The following is a 19047-nucleotide window of genomic DNA, read 5'->3' on the forward strand; positions in this document are numbered from 1 at the left end:
AAAAGAATCCTTATATCTTATTTGTGCAAAAACAGCATGTTGAAAATGATAAAAGGACTGATATACTCAATAAAGAAATACATAATAAGGAGAATATATGCATAACATAAATCATTTACAATTAAATCCTACACAGAGATACGATGAGTTCGATCCTCAAAAAGATGGAAATAAAAATACAGAATTTATTGATTTTGTCATCGATGGTAAATCTCTTTATAACATGCTGAAAAAATATGATATGGTTCCTGTGTTAGGATGGGGTGGGAAAGAGCATCAAAAACAAATATTAGATTATTTGTTACTCAAACAGATGCATCCTTATCTATATTATAGATATCCGATATTGGTCTGTCCTTGGTGCGGGGATGAAGAATGTGGTTTTATATCTGTTCTCATAGAAAGAGAAGCAGACATGATCATATGGAGAGATTTTAAACTAGAGCCTGATAATAAAACTATACCTATAGAACCCTTTTATTTTGAATGGGAACAATATCAGAAATTAATAAGTAAGACTAAATAACAATATAATGATAGAAGTATACGATGAATGTATTCCAATTAACTAATGAATGGCTAATTGATAATTATTTTTAATCAGTTTATACATTTATTTGTGATATGACGATAGATTAAAGGAGAGAAAACATGTCAAACTCTATATCGTTACCTCAAGGGTTGAACGATAGTGTTGAATCTATAGGTATGTCTAACGGATTAACATCTGTTTTTATCGAAGTGTTATCGATTAGTGGCTCTATATTGGCTAACACCAACCGTGAAAAAGAACTGATGATCTGGATAGCACAAAGAGATCAATCGATTGTAGGCATGGGAACAGTCAGTTTTGATATCGACGAAATGCCATGGACGATTGATCACTTTTCAGTAGAAAAAAGTTTTATGTTGAAAGTGATTTTAAGAGCAATAGATGGGCTAGGTTGGGAAAAACTAAGTTATGAACCTCATCAAGAGTTTATTATAAGTGCTTTAAAACAATTTTATTCAATGATTGAAGTATTTACTCAGGAACATGTGAATATGGAAAGTTACATAGAATGGACAGAAATTGAAGAAGGTGATAATCGACCTACGATTCCAATAGGATATCCAAAATGCGAAAAGCATGATGTTTATTTAACCTGTCATGGGTGTGTGCTGTGTAATAGTGAAGTCTAAAGAATAGGAGAGTTTCTATGAAATTTATAATTTTATTTGGTCCGCAAGCAGTGGGGAAAATGACAGTCGGTCAGAGTCTTGTAGCTAAAACGAACTTTAAATTATTTCATAATCATATGTCGATTGATCTGCAAAGTGATTGGGATTATATAGAGAACATTTCTGATCTATTTCGATCTAGGGGTGCTGAAGTATATTATGTGGAACTAGAAGCGGATCTCGAAGAACGTAAAGTGCGAAATAAGACCGAGAATAGACTAATACATAAACCAACCAAACGAAATACCGAATGGTCTGAAAATGAGCTGATTGAAACAAATACACTGTATCGACTCAACTCATTACCGGATGAGATACAAAAGCAACATTATTTACGGATCAATAATACTCATCTATCAGCAGATACGGTGGCAGACATGATTATAGAAAAGTTTAAACTAAAATAGGCTGTCTAGTTAAGGTAGCCTATTAAGACTAGTTCAGTTGATCTCCTAAGTCCTTAGCCTGCTCCATAAATTCTTGTTGATTAGCAGCCATTTGTTCATACATTTTGATAGTGTCATTATAAATGGCTTCATCTCCAGTTTTTAAGTAGCGTTTTAGATTATCTATAATTTGTTTACCTGTATAACCTATAACCAGTACATGATCGCGAAGAGCTATAACATCAGCTTGCAAATCAGTGTCCTTGATTTGAGGTGTAGTGATTAATGAAAGAGCGGATAATTTTTTATCAATATTGTCTGAATAAGGTTGAATATTAGCCAGTATCTCATCTTCAGTCATTTCTTCAGATATATTAGCAGGTGTAGCAACTTCTTGCATTTGTTGACCTATATACTGTATACCTTGCGTATAAGTTATCAGATATTTTTTAATATCTTCTTTTTGTTGTTTAGACAAAGTGGTTTCTGTTTTATTTTGTTGCTTATTTGTGTCTAGTGTTTTAGTTGTGCTCTCAGTAGTTGATGTAGAATCCGTACTTGAGTTAGTAACTTGTACATCTTCTTGTTGGTTAACACAGCCACAAAGGAGAATAATAACAGTAGCAGGTAATATTAACTTTTTAAATAACATGATTTCGCACATCCTATCATTTTTATATTAATGTATTAGTATTTAATAGAGTGAAATAGTTAAATATAACCAAATTCTTATTTATACTATCAAAGGATTAGGAATACAGCAATAAAAAATAGTATAAAAGAACTAATTTTAAATGAAAATTGAATAAATGATATAAGTTTTATATATCTACATCTATAGAGTTAGATATAAGCGAAATAATACAATGTATGGAATAAAAAAGAGGTGAAATTGATGGAACGAGTCATAGTAATAGGTTGTTCGGGTTCCGGGAAATCGACTCTTTCGCAAAAGCTTCATCAGGCATGGCAATTACCTGTTATTCATTTAGATCGTTATTACTGGAAAGCTAATTGGCAAGCGACAGAGTCTACAGAATGGGATCGGAAAGTAGAAGATTTTGCGTTAACAGATCGTTGGATTATAGATGGTAATTACTCCAGAACATTAGATATACGGATTAAGCGAGCTGATGTCATTATCTTTTTGGATATGCCTAGATGGTTGTGTATGTATCGGATTATGAAGCGAAGAGTGCAGTATCATGGCAAAACAAGACCTGATCTTAACGAAGATTGCCCGGAAAAAATCGATATCGAATTTATCAAATGGGTATGGAATTATAAAAAAAGAAATCGAGTGAGAACGTTAGAAAAGCTAGAACAAGTCGGAAAACATAAAAAAGTTATCATTATACGTCATCCGAAGCAGTTACAACAATTTATAGATCGATTGCAAAATGATGAAAATGATCTGTTATAACTACAGAATCTGGAATATAAAGTTGATTTTCCTTCTTAGCATTTCCCTGTTATAATTTGGATATACTACTGAATTGGGGGTCATACCGTGGCAATGTTGGTAGCAGTGCTAGATTGCTCGTTCACTACAAAGGCCTTACGCAAAGCCTAAACGGGGCGCATTTCTTTGTGTAGGGCGCGATAAGAACAAAGGATATCGCCCATGTTGTAACGTGTTTTGGTATACGTAGGCTTTGCACCTTATGATTTGATGAATAATAATAAGGGGCTGAAAGCAATGCAAACACCATTTATCCAAAATTATCAATTGAATGTGATCAAAAAACAAGCAGATTTTCTTTTAAAAACAATGCGAAGTGTTGCCGATCGTAAAGTATTAGCAACCGTTAGAGAAACTGCTGTTATTAACGTTATAGAAGCTTTTGACGACTTGACCGCAGAGCAAAAAAGTCTTTTGGAACAGCTATCTACCTATGAAGCGACTCATGATCTGGAAAAGTATTTAGAACAACTGGATGCATATGTGATTCCATTTCCAAAAGTGTCGCTCAAGCAGATTCAGAAGCTTTTCCCAAAAGCGAAAAAGCTCAAAACACCTAATCTAGAAGTAATCGATTATACACATACAACATATCTAAGATGGACAGATATTGCGACAAATCGTCTATATATTGTTTATCCGCATCAAGATCGGTTGGTCGGTATTGAGGGACAGATAACTTCGATGAATAAAAAAGGGTTTTGTATGTTCTGTAATCGACATCGTGAACTTGGATTTTTCAATGTGAAAATCAAAGCGAGTGGATCGCCGGATAATATAGCTTCTGTAGGTCAGTATATTTGTATAGATGATGAAGAGTGCAACCATAGTATTGCAGATACTGCTCCGTTGGAGAAGTTTATTTCTTCGGTAGGAAAATAATATTAGTACCAGAAAAGGTCGCTCTTAGGAGCGGCTTTTTTGTTATATGTTGTTCATCTCTATCAGCAATAAATGTTATTAATATCTATTTTATATATATCCATTTATTTCTAAATATGATATATTCCAGATGAAATAAATTAATTAAATAGCTTAATTAGATTTGAATAATACAAAAAGGAGGATCAAGAGCACAGAAGAAATGAGAAATGTAGTAAGTAAATAAATTATACCAACGAAAGGAAGATATGATGAAAATTTTTAAGCCTTTCTTAAAAAATCTATTGGGTATTCCTTTAACATTAAGTCTAGTTTCTACAGGGTCTTTTGTCGGTCAATCGTCTACTGTTTTTGCAGAAGTGCCTTCTAGCAGTGCACAGGCGGCACCAATCATTATACCGGAACCACCACAATCGGGAGATCCTGTACCTGATCTGGATTATTATATTATTTATACATTCGTGGCTAGCTCTACACCACGTATTTTGGATAATATCAATGCGGAAGGAATAACAGATGTACAATTTACGATGTTTCCTTTCGAAGGCCAAAACAAAGAAGTCGTTATTTTTAGTCTAGAAGCTCAGACAGACAAAGGATGGGAACCTGTATTTGTAACACCGTTCCAACCTTATTCCAAAATCCAGAAAAAACATTTAAAACTACCTAAAAACAATTATAAAAGTTTTCGTATTATTGTGAATAGCACGAATAATAATTTTTCAGTTATGGGGTATAAGCAGTGGACGAGCTGATAAAAAATAGCTAGAAATCATCTTTTAAAAGTTAGCATGAGATTGTTCATATGAGTAATAATCGGTACAGATAATCTAATTCAAGGAGCTGGTCTTGTAAGATCAGCTTTTTTAGTTCAGTATGAGATGTAACAGTAAAATCTTCAAACAAAATTCAATATAAAGTAGGTGCTGAAGCGATGTATAATTATTATGGAGAATTATGTACAGAAGTATATGAGCTAAGTAAGCCTGTAGGTTTTTCTTATCAGGATGTACTGTACTATATAGAGAGACTACAACAATTAGGCAAAAAAGAATTGCTTGAAGTCGCTTGCGGTTCTGGACGAGTTCTTATTCCATTATTGCAAAAAGGGTTTAAAGTTGATGGTATAGATTATTCATTAGCCATGCTAGATTCTTGTCGAAAAGCGTGTAAAGCATTAGATTTCAATCCTGTGCTATTAGAAAGGAGCATGAGTAGCTTTAACTTAAATCAAAATTATGAAGCCATCATTATTCCTGGTGGATCGATTCAATTAATTGAGTTACGAGAAGATCTGATCCATGCATTAAAATGTTATTATGCTCATTTAAAACATGACGGTATTATCATAATGGATATACTATTACAGACAGATTTTACTAGTCATTCAGTGAAGACACGCTTATGGGAAAATAGCAAAAATGAAGTGATTACTTTAGAAGAAAAACGTATTGAATTAGATATAGTGAACCAACGAACTATTTCTTTGCTAAAATATGAGAAGTGGAAAGATGGAGCACTGTTACAGACTGAACTTCAACGATTGTCTATGAGTTGGTATGGAATATATGAATTCCAACTATTATTAGAAAGTATAGGATTTGTGGATGTCACAATATCAGCCAACTATGATTATAAATCAATACCTGAAAATGGAGACAGTATTATTACATATGAAGCCAGAAAATCGGAAGATCACAAAAGAAAGGAATTTATATGACTATTATTAGTATTGAGGGAGCAAGTGCAGTAGGAAAGACAGCTACTTCATCTGCACTTGCTACTGTAAACAAAGCTTTTCATATTCCAGAGGTCGCAAGTTGGTGGGAAAAGCCTGAACATGAATATCCGGAGTGGTTTTTTGAGCGTCAACTGGATCGCTGGAATATAGCTATTGAAAAAGAAACAGATACAGAAGTAATTATCGATATCGACTTATTTCAACCGTTCTGGTACAACTGGTCTTTTGATTTTACTTTATTTGATGGACAAAGCTTAGCTTTTGTAGAACGATTTTACCGACCTTTAATAAGTCAGAAGAAATTAGGATTCCCTGATACATATTTTGTTTTATATACCAACGAGCATATTCTAAGACAAAGAAAAGCAAGTGATTCTACCCGATTAAGAAGAGGGTTTGAAATGAATTTACAATTTATCGAACCGCAAATGAGATATTTCAAAGCGTTAAATGAGTTTTGTCCAGGATTGGTATGTTTTATCGAATCAGTTGATATTGAGCATAATATAGAAAAGATCAGAAGTGAATTACGCCATTCTACTTCTACTCATCGATATTCTATAGAGCTTTTTGACTTTATGATCAACTGGTTAAGTACACATCAAGCAAATAAAGGAGAATAATATGAAAAAAATATGGACAGATTTTAATAATCCCAATCCGAATAGAATACGAATTCCTGACTTTGATATGGATTATTTTAAGCTTGTTGATGGAGAAAAAGTCATTTTATATACTGAGGATATTCAGGTAGAAGCGAAAATTATGTATGATTTAGAACAATCTTCTTGGTGTGGCGAGTTAACCAGTGAGTTTACGGATGTCTCAAAAGATATTGAAGAAGCAAGAGAAGATGGATTTATAAATGGGAAAGCATTTGGAATAGGGACTGAAAGAGATAATTTGATGAGAAAAATGATAGAATTAAAAATAGATCCTCAAATTATTGCAGAGATAATCGGAGTATCGAAAGAAGAAATTTTAAGAAGATATTACTAAAAAGGAGAAAATACGTGATATTAGAGTATTTAAATAGTTATGCCCAAAAAGCTTATCGCGAGATCATGTCTATCTTAAATGATCCTATTTTTTTATTTTCCAATGACCCTAATCTCACTAGAAACGAAGCTAATTATAATCACTTGTATATTCACGGATTCAATAAGTTGCTTAAGTATAACCGCATATCTGTAGAAAAGGTAGTTGAAGTGTTTTCTTTTCTAGAGGAGAACATAGAGTTATATCTCAAAAAGCATTATATAGGGAAAGACTTTGTATTGTATTTCAATGCAGATGCGTTAATTCCCGCGTTTACCATGACAATAGTATCTTATTATGAAGGTGCACTTTTAAAAAAGAGCCTTCCTTTGGCTGAAATGGTTAGCTGGTATCAAGCAAAAGCCTATTTTGATGCAATAGAGATCATTGAAGATCAAATAAAGAGTGAATATTCGGTATCGGAGGAGAGTATAGAAGTCATTCCAGACTCCATAAGAACCTATATAAAAGTGATACATACGTAAGAAAACGTTAATTGCATACAACATTCCCCTCCTATAATGTATCGGAAAGAGAGCCATTTTCCATATCTTTTATAGGAGGACAACCTGTACATCAAGAAGGGTAAGAGCAGGTGAACTTATTTCTAATAATGATTTCTATGTGTATATCAATTTGTTCATAAGATTACTTATGTTGTAGTCTGTACAAGCCTGATATCAGGCAATTGTTGATCGGTACGAGCAACATGACCGATGCGAGCAGCAAGCTTGCGGATCGGACCAAAGCTAGCGATTCGGATAAAGGTCTGTATTGTTCCCACGCCAACCTTGGTTTGAGGGTAAAATAGGTTAGGAGCTCCGGGAGGCAAATGCTGTGCTTTATCTACAATAGGACGCATCCATTTTTCATACTTGCCAAGACACATTTGAATTTCTTCCACTTGATGAGTCAAGGCTTGTGAAAGGGAAGCCGCAAGCACATATCCGCCAATTAATGCGAGTGACGATCCACCTCCACCGATAGGAGTGACACACCATGCCGCATCACCGGTAACACATACTCTGCCTTCTGACCATGTAGGCATCATAATTTGCGTGAGGTAATCAAAGTAAACATCTTGTGATGTAGAAAATCCGTCAATAACACGTTGATCTTCCCAGCCCGCTCCTGCAAAAATATCACGTAATTCTGTACGAGCCTGTTCTGAAGGAATAGCCGCCAGATTACGATCACGATCTTTAAAGGCGAGCATCGCACGTATCGTTCCCTGATTATCAGGACGAAGTGAGATTTGACGACCACCTGTAGCTGTATACCAGCGCCACCATCGGTCATCTCCAGCTTGTCGTTCAATCGTACCGTATGCTATATTCAGGCCCAATTCACGTCTAGATACACGATCTCCAAACACTTTATCCCGTGTTCTGGAACGCACACCTTCAGCGATAATAAGCAAATCGTATATTTCTGTTTTTCCTGAATGTAGATCGATCTCAACATGTTCTGGATGATCGACAATGTGTTCAATCCAGTCACCATAACGAACCTCGACTTCCTCTGGTAACGCATCCAAAATAATACGTGCTAAGTCTCCACGCAGGATTTCCAGTTCAGCCGTCAGTCCATCCGAACCTTCTACAGGAAAAGCACCAACGATTTGTCCTTTTTCATTTACAAATGCCGTTCCTTCTTCAGTCGTCGTTTGGTTACGCACTTGATCTTCCAAGCCCATCATTTGAAGAACTTTGCGTGCAATCCCACGTACATCGACATTTTGCCCACCCTCACGAAAAGTACTGGAGCGCTCAAGGACTGTAACTTCCCAACCTGCTTTGTTCAACCAGAATGCCGTACTAAGCCCAGCAATACTCGCACCTGAAATCAGTGCTTTTTGAACCGTCATGATGTTGCTCCTCTCGACGTGTAGATACGCCATTATGAATAGGTTAGGATAATCGAAAGCAATCATAAAAAACCACAACTCACCCTTAATACAAAGTGGAGAGATGCAGTTAGATGTTTCTTACCCTCTGTGATTAGAAATTGAAACTGTAATTAAAAGTAATATTGTTGAACACATTAAATGGATGTAATAAATAATTTACAAACCGACGGTTTGTTTTTATAATAATATCAATTAAACGTTATTCAATGTGTAGTAACAAAGGAGGAGTAGGCTTGAAGCAAGAAGAACGCCGGGAACAAACGATAAAAAAGTTATTAGATACTGTCAAAAGTTTGGTTAATGAAAAAGGGTGTAATTCTATCACAATGCAAGACATCATGGAAAGGTCAGAGTTATCCAAAGGAGCTATTTTTCATTATATAAAAAGTAAAGATGAACTTTTTATCTGGGTACTTCAAGAACGACTCGAAGAAACAAATCGACAATTTAGAAACGAAGTAAATGAGAAGGAACAATCTTTTTCCGAACCTATGAAGAGAATCTCAGAAAGTATTACATTTTATGAAAATCCAGAAGATGCAACGAATAAGATTCTTTTGTACTTATTGGGTAAGGAAGATCAGCCTATGATCGCAGAAGCACTTAAAGAATATTACGAGAGAACTGTAGCTTTATCGCAGGAATGGATTGAAATCGGACAACAGCATGGTGTTATATCGCCATCAATCGATTCTCATCAAATGGCAGATATGTTCGTTTTATTGACGATGGGTATACGTATGCGAGCTTCTATTCCAAATATACAGCACTTTTTTGATGCAAAATTATTTTCAAAATGGATTGCTGAAATGCTTCAATCACCCAAAGAACCACCAAAGGCATAAGCGCTTGATATCTATAGATTATTTGATGACGACTGATTTGTGCTTATTTATGCATTGTAAATACAGGATTATTTCAAAGGAGTGCTACGCATGATCCCTTTTTATGTGTTGATTATATCGTTTCTGATATTCAAAGGTCTTGGTTTACTTGGTCTTTCCCATTTTGATGATTGGCATGCTGTACTTCAAGGAAGTGTAGCAGTGATGTTGTTCGTTGCAGCGTCTGCCCATTGGGGTTCTAAAAGAGTAGATTTGATTCGCATGGTTCCAGCAGTTTTTCCACGTCCACATTGGATCGTGACTGCTACGGGGCTTCTTGAAATCGCAGGAGCGATTGGAATTATTGTTCCGGTTACATCACGAGTGGCTTCTATTGGATTGGCTCTATTATTCGTTGCTATGTTCCCAGCAAACATTTTAGCTTCCCGAAATCAATTGAAGGTCGGAGGTAAGTCTGTACCAAATCTTTTTGTGAGAAGTATTGTGCAAGTATTTTTTATTATAGTTGTACTGTTGGCGGGGTAAAAAGTTTTCTAGATTTAGGTGAGAAAGGTTATACACAAATTTTCATATCAATTGTATAGTAGTTTGTCTAAAACAAAGGGTTTGATGATGTGCTAAAGTATCTGGATAACTAAAATACTGAATCAAGGATGGAAGTGAATCTATTGATAGACAAAACAATCGTAACTTGCTGTGATGTAGGTGTATATGAGCATGCACTTAAAAGAGGTAATCAGTATATTGTCAATAATGAGAGTGATGATAAGTATAGAATAACTGGTAATCATGGCAGGTTGGTTTGGATAGCCAAAGCACATTTTATAAATGGTAATATTACATTACCATATTTGAAAGAATGGAAGTCAGAAGATGATCCAATGGACTATGATTTGATGGAGGTTGATCTTATGTTTTCAGATGGAAGTAAGCGATGGTGTCTGATCACAACTCCTTCTAAACTTGTAGATTATTTTGAAAAGCAAATGGATCTTTCAGGTTTTAATATCAAGCATTTACTTATATTGAAAGAAATAAATTATGAAGCTATTGAAAAAACACTACGCTATTTAGAAGCTCACGATCAATTAACAGAAGCCAGTATAGCTTTAAAACAATAGTATACATAAGGAGATGATATTTTTGTTTAGAGATTCCAGTCATGCTTGGAATCCAACTTCTGAAGAAATTAGAAGTTGGGCTTATAGTAAAGATGGTATCCCAGAGCAAGACTGGGAATTAGCAGTCAATAGTTTTGATAATATATCTATGATTTGTGCTTTTGTTGACGATGAGATATGTAATCGTGATCGGTTTTTTCTGAGTAGTCTTTATGTTTTTACTGGAGATGTTATTAGAGGTGCCAAGGTAGAAGAGGTAGAACAACTTTCTATATTACTAAATAAAGTAGGTAAGACTGCAAAGGCTAAAAAGCTAAAAGCTTGGATACAACGTTCAAAACATCTTATACAATACCCTGAAGAATATAGCCGTGATTATTGGGGTTTGGGAAGTAAGTATATTAAAATGAAATTTCTTTGCTGATCACCATAGAGTCTGCAAAAGTGTTTTAAGTTATATACGAGCTTTTTTACTTCTTTCTAATCCCTATCTAATTTTCCTCATCATCAGAGCTTCTTCAAAAAGCACTTTTAAAATCTGGAAAGTCGACAAGGAGCTAATTGGCTTTCAGATTGCTGATTGATAATTTCATTTGCTGCCAAACGCGCAATAAGAGGTGCTAGCGTAATCGCAGCATGCATTGATGCTAGATAAAGACCTTTTATGCGGTTATCAAAGCCTACGATCGGATAACCGTCTTCAGGCATGGGTCTCAACCCAACTTTTATGCTTTCTAATTCTATTTGATACCCGTCTTTGAGGCTATGACGCAGCGTATCGAACGCTCGCTTACCAACCGCCTCAGGTCCATTTTCTAACGAATCGTCGATATAATCTTCAGCAGCCAATAGGATATGATCTGTCAGTTGACGTGCTTCGAATTTCGCATTCGAAATCAGTGTATCGATATATTTATGGGACGTTTTCATCTGAATCAGAATAGAAGGTGACGATGTTACGGGTACATGAATTTCTAATGGGCTACACAGTTCAAGGATGCTTGTACCTGCTGCCAATACCACGATATCTGACTCTACAAAACCATTGGACGTATGAACACCGATCAGTTGGGATGCGTCTTGTTCTAGCCCGGTCACCCGTGTGCTTAATAGAACTTTTGCTCCATATTCTTGCGCTTTGCCCAGTAAGAGTTTGGTTATCTCTATAGGATTAACTGCTCCTTCTTCACTAGCAAAAAACGCTTCATCGGGATATTCTTCTAAATTCGGTTCTAGTTCCATAAGTTGCGTACGATTTAATTTTTGAAAGCGATGCTGTTTAACAGGTGACGAAATGTCCCAAGTCAAAGCTCCATTCCAATGGATATTCAGTTCTGGCAGTTCTTGCTGAAGCCTATGATATTCTTCCAAAGCCAAATCATATAAATGCTGGTATGGGGGAGCCACTTCATGAGTCGTATGTATCCAAGCAAAAGATTTTTCTGTCACTTCTTGCGCTGCGGCTGAATGCTGCTCAATCACGATTACATCTTGATTCCGTTTGGCGAGGTGGTATGCCATAGAAGCTCCTACAATCCCTGCTCCAATAATCACGATTTTCGGTTTATTCAATAATAACGCCTCCTTTGCCCTCCATTGTAGCAGTTGAAACTCTATTTAAAATCTAATTATTTAATAAAGTTAAATATTCTGTTATTATTTAAAAGAATATTTTCATGAAAGAATTAAAATTTCATCAGAGGATTTGTATATAAATATAATATTACTTGACAGAAAGTAGTGATAGTATAATGAAGAACTTATTTAAAAGTTTTTATAAACCAACTGAAGAAGAATTTAATGAACTATGGCAGAACTGTATTTTTGTTTTTGATACCAACACACTTCTTAATCTTTATCGCTACCCTGAGAAAACAAGAGAATTATTTTTAAATATACTTGAAAAGCTTGAAGGAAGAATCTGGATTCCATATCAAGTTGCTTTCGAGTATCATAAAAACTTAAACGATGAATTGCATAAGCAAGATAATGGTTATAGTTCTTTTGAAGAATTAATCGATTCTTCAATAAATGAACTAGTATCAAAAATTGAAAAGAAAGCTACTGACTTAAGACATTCGAACATTACTGTTGAAAAAATCATAACCACAATAACCGAAGCTAAAGAATCGGTAAAAGCAGAATTAAAAGTGCAGAAGGACGAGCATCCCGATTTGGAAGAGTTAAAGGAAAGTCTCAACTTTATTATTGGAGATAAAGTAGGTAGACCATATACTCAAGAAGAACTTGATAAAATATATGAGACAGGACAAAAACGATATGAAAATGAAATTCCTCCAGGCTTCAAAGATCTCAGTGATAAAAAAGGAAAAACTTCTTTACATAATGGATTAATTTATAAAGATGAGTATGGTGATCTTGTTTATTGGTTTCAAATTATTGAGAAAGCTAAAGAGTCAAATATAAAGTCAATAATATTAATTTCAGATGATAGCAAGGAAGATTGGGTTTACAAATTTAAAGGACAAAAAAAGGGGTTACATCCTGAACTTATGAATGAGTTTGTAAGAGAAACTGAAAAGCAGTTTTATCTTTATAATTCTGAAAGATTTATTGAATATGCAAAAAAATTCTTCAATGTTAATAACCAGATTTCTATTGAAGAAGCTATCTCTGATATAGAAAAAACTAAAAAAATTGAAGGAAATAAACTAAATGATGTTAGTTTAGGTTCTAATTTCCTTTTAGCAAACGCATTGGAACATTTCTTGAAGACAAAAAGTTCATCTAATCATATTTATTTTTATAAAATTAGCATATTCTTTCTTAGCGATGATTATGATTCGATAGCTGCTCATGTTTTAAGTATTATCAGGGAAGTATATAATCAAGATATCTTAATAGTAGATGCAAAATTAACTAATAGATCATATGAAATTCTAATTCGTACTATAGGTAAAATTGATACAAGCAACATTGCGATTAAATCTATAAATACAATCGCTTCCTTTAAAATTGAAAAATATAGCGAAAATTTTAATTATGTTGTGGAAGATATAGAATTAATTAATGAAACACGTAATTCATTTACTATTGATAACAATTATATCAATAGTAAATTTGAGGATTTTAAGTCTCATTTACACGTAGAGGGCGCTGTATTACATGATCGATTTGGAACAGGGACTATAATTGGTATAAGAGAAAGTGACCTTATTGTTAGATTTAATAATATTACAAAATTTATTACAGAACCTTATGAAAATCTTACATTAATTATATAATGTTAATTATCATTAGCAAAAAAATATATTTTAAAATATATTTTTTTACAAGCAATACAGTATAATACTATATTTAGTTTGTTTTCTAAAAGTAATGCTAAAGATAATGAACCAGTCTCTGGTATCCAAGAAAGATATAAATAAAATTTTAGTGTAGATAGATGAGCTACAGAAATATTTGGAAATTTTAATTACTTTTCAAATTTAAACTATCCCCCTATACCTAAAAGCCCTATAGAGGGCTTTTTATCAATGTTTGTTCATATTCCTTCACTCTACGATAGAATGTGTTAGGCTTCATATTACAGCATAATTATAAAGAACGTAAAGCAAAGGTAGAAGAGATTTTAGATAATACTAAAAGTGTAGAAGAAGTTGATAAATTCCCAAGAGATCAAGACTTTACTTATAGCAATGGTTATAAAGCATGGGCTAGTGCAATTTTTGTGGATCTACGCGATTCAACTTCTTTATTCTCTAATGAAGATGAGGTAAAAGTAGCTAAAGTTGTTAGAGGATTCACTTCTGAAATTATAGAAATTTTAAAAAAAGATGCAAATGATACCGAATTAAAAGAAATTGGTATTCGTGGTGATTGTGTATACGCTGTCTACTCTACACCAAAAAAAGCTGATATACAGGATGTAGCAGATCGAGCAATATATATTAATACTTATATGAAAATGTTGAATAAATTACTTGTTGCGCGCGCGCTTCCTATAATCAAGGCAGGCATTGGTTTAGCAGCCCATCCAACTTTAGCAGTTAAAGCGGGAAGACACTCTTCTGGTGTTCATAATCTTGTATGGGTAGGAAAAAGTGTAGCTTCAGCATTAAAGCTTTCAGATCTAGGTAATAAAAATAATATTTCCCCAATTGTAATGTCTGATGATTTTTATTTTAACTACTCATCAAAGATATCTGATGAAGCAAAAACATGGTGGTCAAAAGAATATGATTCTTCATATGGAGAATACCATCACGGAAATGTTATCAAAACAGAATTTAATGATTGGATTAAGAATGGTATGAATAATTAAATTTGATTTTAATTAACAACATGTTATTTCAAAATAACATGTTGTCTATTCTGAGTGCTATTGTTAAATTGTTTTAAAAAGCTAAAATCCTTGCGACTATAGGATTTTAGCTTTTTAAATGTTTATCGTCATTTGCGATGAACATTTTCATTTTCTTACTCTGCGAACGGTTTTCGGTTTTATAGAAAAGTGCTATCGTAGCTATAAGAATAATAGTATTAATAGAGTCATATTCCTCTATATTTCATCGATTATGCAAAAAAGATCCTACAATCTTGCTGTAGGATCTTATATAAACTATTTTTATTTACGATATAATCTAACGAAGTCATAAAAGTAAATATCAGGTTTTTCATTACAATATAGTTCATATATTAAAAAAGGATTATCTATTTCAAGCAAGGATATATCTTTGTTGAATACGATACATCTAAATAGTCTGGTTAAAGCGTTATTCTTATCTTCTTCATATAGAGATAGAAACTCATCCAGACTCAATTTAGAGCCATACAGCTTTTGTGAGCGAAGCTCTGTTAGATAGTTTAATATAAACATACTATTTGTATACATACTACTCATACACTTTAGCAATAACGTGTTAAGCTCATCATTATTATTTATGGTTAGCTCAATCGCTCTTCTAAGATCTACTGCCTTTTTATCGATCTCTAATAGATCGTAAGCATAATCATAGCAGGGTTGTTCATAAGTGTTATTCATTTTTAATTTCTCCTTTGGGTTTTATAACTCACCAAAGAGTAATATGGTATAATTTTATATATCGCTCTCTGAGTGGTATTAATGCAGGAATCCATTAACTCTTTGGTAGGGGGAGATGGATTCCTTTTATTTTTCCGATTTTAAATTCTTCTCAATAGTATATTGACCAGTAATCCACGCATTCATAAAAGCTTCTAAAACATCGTTCATTTTTTCATCTTGATCAATACATGATTTTTTAAAATCTTTTTGCAATTGTTCATCAATTGTAGTCGTAAAAGTCTTTCGTTTCTTCACTAATTGCACCTCCTACATCGATTATAACATTTATATTAAAATTGTAAACATAATACATAAATGTTATAAATTTAATATAAATACATATATATATTATTTTATCAATAATAATTACTTGGTAACTTAATTCTGTATGCATGTTGTAATCATCCTGATAGTATTTTTAATGTATATATTTTCAATAAAAATTAAAGGAGATATGATATAAAAATAACTAGAGGTTTGAGAAAAATGGTTGCAATAAAACGAATTAGAAAGCAGGCTATGTTTAATAATGAATGGTACGATGTCGAAGAGTTGCCTAATAGTTCAACTAGACCTTTTAAAGAAAAAAATAAGAATGGGTTTAAAATTAGCATAACATTTTATGGAGATCCAGAAGAGAACGAAAGAGGATTACAAGCGATGCGAGATTTCTTTAAATATACTTTTTAGTTAGGAAGAGGCTTATTGATATAAATAAAACATCGTATAAATCAAATGATCTTGCAAAAAAGCTAGGAATTGAAATGATAAAGCAACCAGATGGGAGTATTGCAGTATATAAATATGGAAATATATTATAGATGAATTATTTTAACTATTAAAAGTTCTAATACTGTTGTAAAGTTCTTGTTTTATTATAATTAACACATAGAATGAAAGTAAAATTAATTAGAGATGATATCTTATACATGATTATTATCGTTTATTAATATAATCGTAATATCAAAATTATTTTTATTGTAGCGGGATAGATTATTCTAACAATAATGTAATTATGCTACAATAAAATAGATAAAATCAAAGGAGCAACTAAATGACAGAAGAGTATGGAAGGTATACATTTGATTATGATGATAGTGATTCGTGTAGTGACTGCGGATCTAATAGAAGTGTATCTGTTATTGATAATGAATTAAAGAGAGATTTGGGCAGTTTTTGTGCAAATTGTAATGCAGAGGAAATCTACAATATGAAGAACTTTCCAGATGAAGAAGATGATGAGTACGAAGATGAAGAAGAGCATGAAGATGAAGAAGAGTATGACGAAGAAGATGAGGAATGATAGAAGAGAGGGAGACCTCTCTTTTTTTGTATTTAAAATGATTCTTTTATGTGTAGTATCAACAGACTGAGAGTCATTTACATATGTTTTATTCTTCTCTTATTGGATTAATAGTTAAGTAGCACGGAAAACTCTTATTCAGGGGGATACGAAATGGCTAAAAAAAGTAGAACTATTGATAAGGTAATTGATTTGTTTGAAGATCATGAACTTCATAATATGGCTATGATCGTGAAAGATTATGAGGAAGATAAGAAAGAATTTGAGGCTGTTTATTATAAAATCAAATAACCTAAAGATCTATTGCTTGTGGCTGAAGATGCTCTACCACATTATAGTGATCTAGAATCTATGCTTGAGAAGATAAATAAACTTAACAAAATTGAAAGTAAGATATTGGTATCTGAATTCAAAAAAAATAATAGTAAATATTTCACAGATCCACGTAATGAAATAGAGGATGAAGAATAGATGAGAATATTACTTAATTGATAATAAAATATATGCATTAAACAGGAGAGCTTAATTGCTTTCCTGTTTTTTTATTGAGATAAAACCAGTCTTTCATCAACGGTTGGTAGTTGCATGGAATAAAGCGGAAACTGCCTTAGATCCTTACCAGAAACATCATATTAGATTATATAGAGTGGATAAATAATATTTGATAATTGCTTGAATTCTTATCTGCATAATCAATAGGCTTTTTTTGTCATTGTCTTTTATATTTGCAATAGCATTCAAGTTTAATAACTCTCCTAAGTAAAAGTTACTATTTTGAAGTATTGCTTCATGTACAGGAGTTTGTCCTTTTGAATTCTTAATATTAACGTTCAATCCATTTTTTTTGATAATTAGATAAGTGGTATAATCATTTTTTCTAATCACTAAATGCAACAGATTATCTCCTGTAGAAGCGTCTTGCGAATTAATTGTTAACTTACCATCTGCAATATCTTCCGCTATTTTTTGACTATCTAATTTATCGCCTTTTGTATAATTAGATTCTAGACCTTGAATTTTAATAGATGTTGTAGCTTTAGATGAACTAGTAGTTATAGTGTTTGGACTTGTGCTATAAGTGGTATTAGTACAGCTCAAGAAGAAAGTAATCATAAATCGTCTATCATGCAGTTCGGGATCAGAAGATCACAACAACAAGGACGATGGACGACTGGTAATGCTCCATATGGCTATGACATTAAAGATAAATTTTTAATTAAAAACGATATAGAATCTAAAATAGTAGAAAAAATATTTAACCTATATTACTACGAAGGTCATGGTACAGGAAAAATACGTAGGTATTTAAATGAAAATGATATCTTATCAAAAAGAAAAAAGAAATGGTCACAAATTGTCATCTGTGATATTTTAAAAAATCCGATTTATACATGTAAACAAGTTTTACATAAACGACAGCATATAGATGTCAATAGACGTATTAGTAAAGCAGTCCCTGAAGAGGAGCATATTATTACTATAAGAGAAGAATTAAGAATCATATCAGATGAGTTATTTGCTTTAACACAGCTAGAGAAGCAAAAGCGTATGAACATTTTTGGACAGATAAATATTCAATTACAAAAATCTGTTAATGATGATGGAGAGATAGAACTATCCAAAAAACGTGTTCTGGCTCGTAGTAATACTAGACACAGCAACAGCCTTTTGTATTCCAACGTGCTATATTGTGGCAATTGTGGCTCGGCACTGAAGCGAAAAAAAAGAAGAGCTTCCAAACGTGTAGATGGAACAAAAAAGGAACTAGGTTACGATTGGAGTTGTGCTATCAATGATATGTATGGCAAGTCTAGATGTGCATATCGTAATTCAATAATAGAAGAGGATTTAAATGCATTTGTAATAAAAAAAATAAATCAAAAAAATTTACAAAATGATTTAGACAATTATATTCATACTTATTTAGACAATAAAGATACTGATAAACAAATAGCAATTTTGCAAAATAGTTTAACCGATATACAGTTATCAATCGATACCAATTTCAGATTATTGACGAAATCAATTATTAAGGATGAAGAGTATCAACAACGTAATGACAATCTTCAGTTAGATAAGAAAATTATTATTT

26 protein-coding genes are annotated in these 19047 nt (G+C 33.0%); 20 read left to right on the forward strand and 6 right to left on the reverse strand.

Annotated features, from left to right (window positions below; translation table 11 throughout):
• Nucleotides 1-97 precede the first annotated feature (97 nt).
• The 3 genes from PaeCFBP13512_RS12700 (at nucleotide 98) to PaeCFBP13512_RS12710 (ending at nucleotide 1628) form a co-directional block, all read left to right on the forward strand.
• Nucleotides 98-526, forward strand: a complete 429-nt coding sequence (locus tag PaeCFBP13512_RS12700; protein ID WP_137223479.1) for an oxidoreductase — start codon at nucleotides 98-100, stop codon at nucleotides 524-526.
• Between the two features lie 125 nt (nucleotides 527-651).
• On the forward strand, nucleotides 652-1182 hold the full coding sequence (locus tag PaeCFBP13512_RS12705; protein WP_137223481.1) for a hypothetical protein: 531 nt from the start codon (nucleotides 652-654) through the stop codon (nucleotides 1180-1182).
• Nucleotides 1183-1199: 17 nt separating this feature from the next.
• Nucleotides 1200-1628, forward strand: a complete 429-nt coding sequence (locus PaeCFBP13512_RS12710; protein WP_137223483.1) for a shikimate kinase — start codon at nucleotides 1200-1202, stop codon at nucleotides 1626-1628.
• A 28-nt stretch (nucleotides 1629-1656) separates the two neighbouring features.
• Here the strand turns inward: PaeCFBP13512_RS12710 and PaeCFBP13512_RS12715 are convergent, their stop codons facing one another.
• Complete coding sequence (locus PaeCFBP13512_RS12715; protein ID WP_137223484.1) at nucleotides 1657-2259, reverse strand: hypothetical protein; 603 nt, start codon at nucleotides 2257-2259, stop codon at nucleotides 1657-1659.
• A 243-nt stretch (nucleotides 2260-2502) separates the two neighbouring features.
• Between PaeCFBP13512_RS12715 and PaeCFBP13512_RS12720 the strand changes: the two genes are divergently transcribed.
• The 7 genes from PaeCFBP13512_RS12720 (at nucleotide 2503) to PaeCFBP13512_RS12750 (ending at nucleotide 7215) form a co-directional block, all read left to right on the forward strand.
• Complete coding sequence (locus PaeCFBP13512_RS12720) at nucleotides 2503-3030, forward strand: DNA topology modulation protein (RefSeq protein ID WP_137223486.1); 528 nt, start codon at nucleotides 2503-2505, stop codon at nucleotides 3028-3030.
• Nucleotides 3031-3306: 276 nt separating this feature from the next.
• Nucleotides 3307-3951, forward strand: a complete 645-nt coding sequence (locus tag PaeCFBP13512_RS12725) for a FusB/FusC family EF-G-binding protein (protein ID WP_137223488.1) — start codon at nucleotides 3307-3309, stop codon at nucleotides 3949-3951.
• A gap of 251 nt (nucleotides 3952-4202) precedes the next feature.
• Nucleotides 4203-4706: a hypothetical protein gene (locus tag PaeCFBP13512_RS12730; protein ID WP_137223490.1), complete on the forward strand. Its 504-nt coding sequence runs from the start codon at nucleotides 4203-4205 to the stop codon at nucleotides 4704-4706.
• 179 nt (nucleotides 4707-4885) lie between these two features.
• Nucleotides 4886-5671, forward strand: coding sequence for a class I SAM-dependent methyltransferase (locus PaeCFBP13512_RS12735; RefSeq protein WP_137223492.1), 786 nt, complete (start codon nucleotides 4886-4888; stop codon nucleotides 5669-5671).
• Nucleotides 5668-6315, forward strand: a complete 648-nt coding sequence (locus PaeCFBP13512_RS12740) for a hypothetical protein (protein ID WP_137223494.1) — start codon at nucleotides 5668-5670, stop codon at nucleotides 6313-6315. The genes PaeCFBP13512_RS12735 and PaeCFBP13512_RS12740 overlap by 4 nt, the downstream gene beginning before the upstream one ends.
• Nucleotide 6316: 1 nt before the next feature.
• Nucleotides 6317-6691, forward strand: a complete 375-nt coding sequence (locus PaeCFBP13512_RS12745; RefSeq protein WP_137223496.1) for a hypothetical protein — start codon at nucleotides 6317-6319, stop codon at nucleotides 6689-6691.
• 14 nt (nucleotides 6692-6705) lie between these two features.
• Nucleotides 6706-7215 (forward strand): hypothetical protein, encoded by a 510-nt coding sequence (locus PaeCFBP13512_RS12750; protein ID WP_137223498.1) that lies wholly within the window; start codon nucleotides 6706-6708, stop codon nucleotides 7213-7215.
• A gap of 167 nt (nucleotides 7216-7382) precedes the next feature.
• Here PaeCFBP13512_RS12750 and PaeCFBP13512_RS12755 read toward each other — a convergent pair whose 3' ends face one another.
• Nucleotides 7383-8597 carry an FAD-dependent monooxygenase gene (locus tag PaeCFBP13512_RS12755; RefSeq protein WP_137223500.1) on the reverse strand — a complete coding sequence of 405 codons (1215 nt, stop codon included), beginning with the start codon at nucleotides 8595-8597 and terminating at the stop codon, nucleotides 7383-7385.
• A 275-nt stretch (nucleotides 8598-8872) separates the two neighbouring features.
• On the opposite strand from PaeCFBP13512_RS12755, the gene PaeCFBP13512_RS12760 reads away from it, so the two are divergent.
• From PaeCFBP13512_RS12760 to PaeCFBP13512_RS12775, 4 genes are all read left to right on the forward strand, one after another.
• The gene (locus PaeCFBP13512_RS12760) at nucleotides 8873-9484 is read left to right on the forward strand and encodes a TetR/AcrR family transcriptional regulator (RefSeq protein ID WP_137223502.1); all 612 of its coding nucleotides are present in this window, start codon (nucleotides 8873-8875) and stop codon (nucleotides 9482-9484) included.
• Nucleotides 9485-9574: 90 nt separating this feature from the next.
• Nucleotides 9575-10009 (forward strand): DoxX family protein, encoded by a 435-nt coding sequence (locus tag PaeCFBP13512_RS12765; protein WP_137223534.1) that lies wholly within the window; start codon nucleotides 9575-9577, stop codon nucleotides 10007-10009.
• Between the two features lie 128 nt (nucleotides 10010-10137).
• Complete coding sequence (locus tag PaeCFBP13512_RS12770; protein WP_241669366.1) at nucleotides 10138-10605, forward strand: hypothetical protein; 468 nt, start codon at nucleotides 10138-10140, stop codon at nucleotides 10603-10605.
• A 22-nt stretch (nucleotides 10606-10627) separates the two neighbouring features.
• Nucleotides 10628-11029, forward strand: coding sequence for a hypothetical protein (locus PaeCFBP13512_RS12775; RefSeq protein WP_137223504.1), 402 nt, complete (start codon nucleotides 10628-10630; stop codon nucleotides 11027-11029).
• A gap of 107 nt (nucleotides 11030-11136) precedes the next feature.
• Here PaeCFBP13512_RS12775 and PaeCFBP13512_RS12780 read toward each other — a convergent pair whose 3' ends face one another.
• The gene (locus tag PaeCFBP13512_RS12780; protein ID WP_137223506.1) at nucleotides 11137-12177 is read right to left on the reverse strand and encodes an NAD(P)/FAD-dependent oxidoreductase; all 1041 of its coding nucleotides are present in this window, start codon (nucleotides 12175-12177) and stop codon (nucleotides 11137-11139) included.
• Between the two features lie 155 nt (nucleotides 12178-12332).
• On the opposite strand from PaeCFBP13512_RS12780, the gene PaeCFBP13512_RS12785 reads away from it, so the two are divergent.
• Both PaeCFBP13512_RS12785 and PaeCFBP13512_RS12790 read left to right on the forward strand, forming a co-directional pair.
• The gene (locus PaeCFBP13512_RS12785; RefSeq protein WP_137223508.1) at nucleotides 12333-13850 is read left to right on the forward strand and encodes a PIN-like domain-containing protein; all 1518 of its coding nucleotides are present in this window, start codon (nucleotides 12333-12335) and stop codon (nucleotides 13848-13850) included.
• Between the two features lie 287 nt (nucleotides 13851-14137).
• Nucleotides 14138-14890 carry an adenylate/guanylate cyclase domain-containing protein gene (locus tag PaeCFBP13512_RS12790; protein WP_241669367.1) on the forward strand — a complete coding sequence of 251 codons (753 nt, stop codon included), beginning with the start codon at nucleotides 14138-14140 and terminating at the stop codon, nucleotides 14888-14890.
• 303 nt (nucleotides 14891-15193) lie between these two features.
• Here the strand turns inward: PaeCFBP13512_RS12790 and PaeCFBP13512_RS12795 are convergent, their stop codons facing one another.
• Nucleotides 15194-15610, reverse strand: coding sequence for a hypothetical protein (locus tag PaeCFBP13512_RS12795; RefSeq protein WP_137223510.1), 417 nt, complete (start codon nucleotides 15608-15610; stop codon nucleotides 15194-15196).
• Between the two features lie 126 nt (nucleotides 15611-15736).
• Entirely contained in the window at nucleotides 15737-15907 is a 171-nt protein-coding gene (locus tag PaeCFBP13512_RS23225; RefSeq protein WP_161594264.1) for a hypothetical protein, read from the reverse strand.
• A gap of 231 nt (nucleotides 15908-16138) precedes the next feature.
• On the opposite strand from PaeCFBP13512_RS23225, the gene PaeCFBP13512_RS12800 reads away from it, so the two are divergent.
• From PaeCFBP13512_RS12800 to PaeCFBP13512_RS23230, 3 genes are all read left to right on the forward strand, one after another.
• Nucleotides 16139-16342: a hypothetical protein gene (locus PaeCFBP13512_RS12800; protein ID WP_137223512.1), complete on the forward strand. Its 204-nt coding sequence runs from the start codon at nucleotides 16139-16141 to the stop codon at nucleotides 16340-16342.
• Between the two features lie 364 nt (nucleotides 16343-16706).
• Nucleotides 16707-16955, forward strand: a complete 249-nt coding sequence (locus tag PaeCFBP13512_RS12805; protein WP_137223514.1) for a hypothetical protein — start codon at nucleotides 16707-16709, stop codon at nucleotides 16953-16955.
• Nucleotides 16956-17108: 153 nt separating this feature from the next.
• Nucleotides 17109-17246 (forward strand): hypothetical protein, encoded by a 138-nt coding sequence (locus PaeCFBP13512_RS23230; protein ID WP_161594265.1) that lies wholly within the window; start codon nucleotides 17109-17111, stop codon nucleotides 17244-17246.
• Nucleotides 17247-17582: 336 nt separating this feature from the next.
• On the opposite strand, the gene PaeCFBP13512_RS12810 is transcribed toward PaeCFBP13512_RS23230, so the two are convergent.
• Nucleotides 17583-18068: a hypothetical protein gene (locus PaeCFBP13512_RS12810; RefSeq protein WP_137223516.1), complete on the reverse strand. Its 486-nt coding sequence runs from the start codon at nucleotides 18066-18068 to the stop codon at nucleotides 17583-17585.
• 12 nt (nucleotides 18069-18080) lie between these two features.
• On the opposite strand from PaeCFBP13512_RS12810, the gene PaeCFBP13512_RS12815 reads away from it, so the two are divergent.
• The coding region (locus tag PaeCFBP13512_RS12815; RefSeq protein ID WP_193555953.1) for a recombinase family protein at nucleotides 18081-19047 on the forward strand (967 nt) is incomplete at its 3' end.

Source organism: Paenibacillus sp. CFBP13512, from assembly GCF_005233705.1.
GTDB classification, from domain to species: Bacteria; Bacillota; Bacilli; order Paenibacillales; family Paenibacillaceae; genus Saccharibacillus; species Saccharibacillus nuruki.

Excerpts from the sequence above, each read along its gene's own strand:
- PaeCFBP13512_RS12755 (WP_137223500.1), bottom strand. The coding sequence starts at position 8,597 with ATGACGGTTCAAAAAGCACTGATTTCAGGTGCGAGTATTGCTGGGCTT.
- PaeCFBP13512_RS12710 (WP_137223483.1), top strand. The coding sequence starts at position 1,200 with ATGAAATTTATAATTTTATTTGGTCCGCAAGCAGTGGGGAAAATGACA.
- PaeCFBP13512_RS12730 (WP_137223490.1), top strand. The coding sequence starts at position 4,203 with ATGAAAATTTTTAAGCCTTTCTTAAAAAATCTATTGGGTATTCCTTTA.
- PaeCFBP13512_RS12765 (WP_137223534.1), top strand. The coding sequence starts at position 9,575 with ATGATCCCTTTTTATGTGTTGATTATATCGTTTCTGATATTCAAAGGT.
- PaeCFBP13512_RS12715 (WP_137223484.1), bottom strand. The coding sequence starts at position 2,259 with ATGTTATTTAAAAAGTTAATATTACCTGCTACTGTTATTATTCTCCTT.
- PaeCFBP13512_RS12810 (WP_137223516.1), bottom strand. The coding sequence starts at position 18,068 with ATGATTACTTTCTTCTTGAGCTGTACTAATACCACTTATAGCACAAGT.
- PaeCFBP13512_RS12700 (WP_137223479.1), top strand. The coding sequence starts at position 98 with ATGCATAACATAAATCATTTACAATTAAATCCTACACAGAGATACGAT.
- PaeCFBP13512_RS12720 (WP_137223486.1), top strand. The coding sequence starts at position 2,503 with ATGGAACGAGTCATAGTAATAGGTTGTTCGGGTTCCGGGAAATCGACT.
- PaeCFBP13512_RS12725 (WP_137223488.1), top strand. The coding sequence starts at position 3,307 with ATGCAAACACCATTTATCCAAAATTATCAATTGAATGTGATCAAAAAA.
- PaeCFBP13512_RS12740 (WP_137223494.1), top strand. The coding sequence starts at position 5,668 with ATGACTATTATTAGTATTGAGGGAGCAAGTGCAGTAGGAAAGACAGCT.
- PaeCFBP13512_RS23230 (WP_161594265.1), top strand. The coding sequence starts at position 17,109 with ATGGCTAAAAAAAGTAGAACTATTGATAAGGTAATTGATTTGTTTGAA.
- PaeCFBP13512_RS12770 (WP_241669366.1), top strand. The coding sequence starts at position 10,138 with ATGGAAGTGAATCTATTGATAGACAAAACAATCGTAACTTGCTGTGAT.
- PaeCFBP13512_RS12805 (WP_137223514.1), top strand. The coding sequence starts at position 16,707 with ATGACAGAAGAGTATGGAAGGTATACATTTGATTATGATGATAGTGAT.
- PaeCFBP13512_RS12795 (WP_137223510.1), bottom strand. The coding sequence starts at position 15,610 with ATGAATAACACTTATGAACAACCCTGCTATGATTATGCTTACGATCTA.
- PaeCFBP13512_RS12705 (WP_137223481.1), top strand. The coding sequence starts at position 652 with ATGTCAAACTCTATATCGTTACCTCAAGGGTTGAACGATAGTGTTGAA.
- PaeCFBP13512_RS12745 (WP_137223496.1), top strand. The coding sequence starts at position 6,317 with ATGAAAAAAATATGGACAGATTTTAATAATCCCAATCCGAATAGAATA.
- PaeCFBP13512_RS12735 (WP_137223492.1), top strand. The coding sequence starts at position 4,886 with ATGTATAATTATTATGGAGAATTATGTACAGAAGTATATGAGCTAAGT.
- PaeCFBP13512_RS12800 (WP_137223512.1), top strand. The coding sequence starts at position 16,139 with ATGGTTGCAATAAAACGAATTAGAAAGCAGGCTATGTTTAATAATGAA.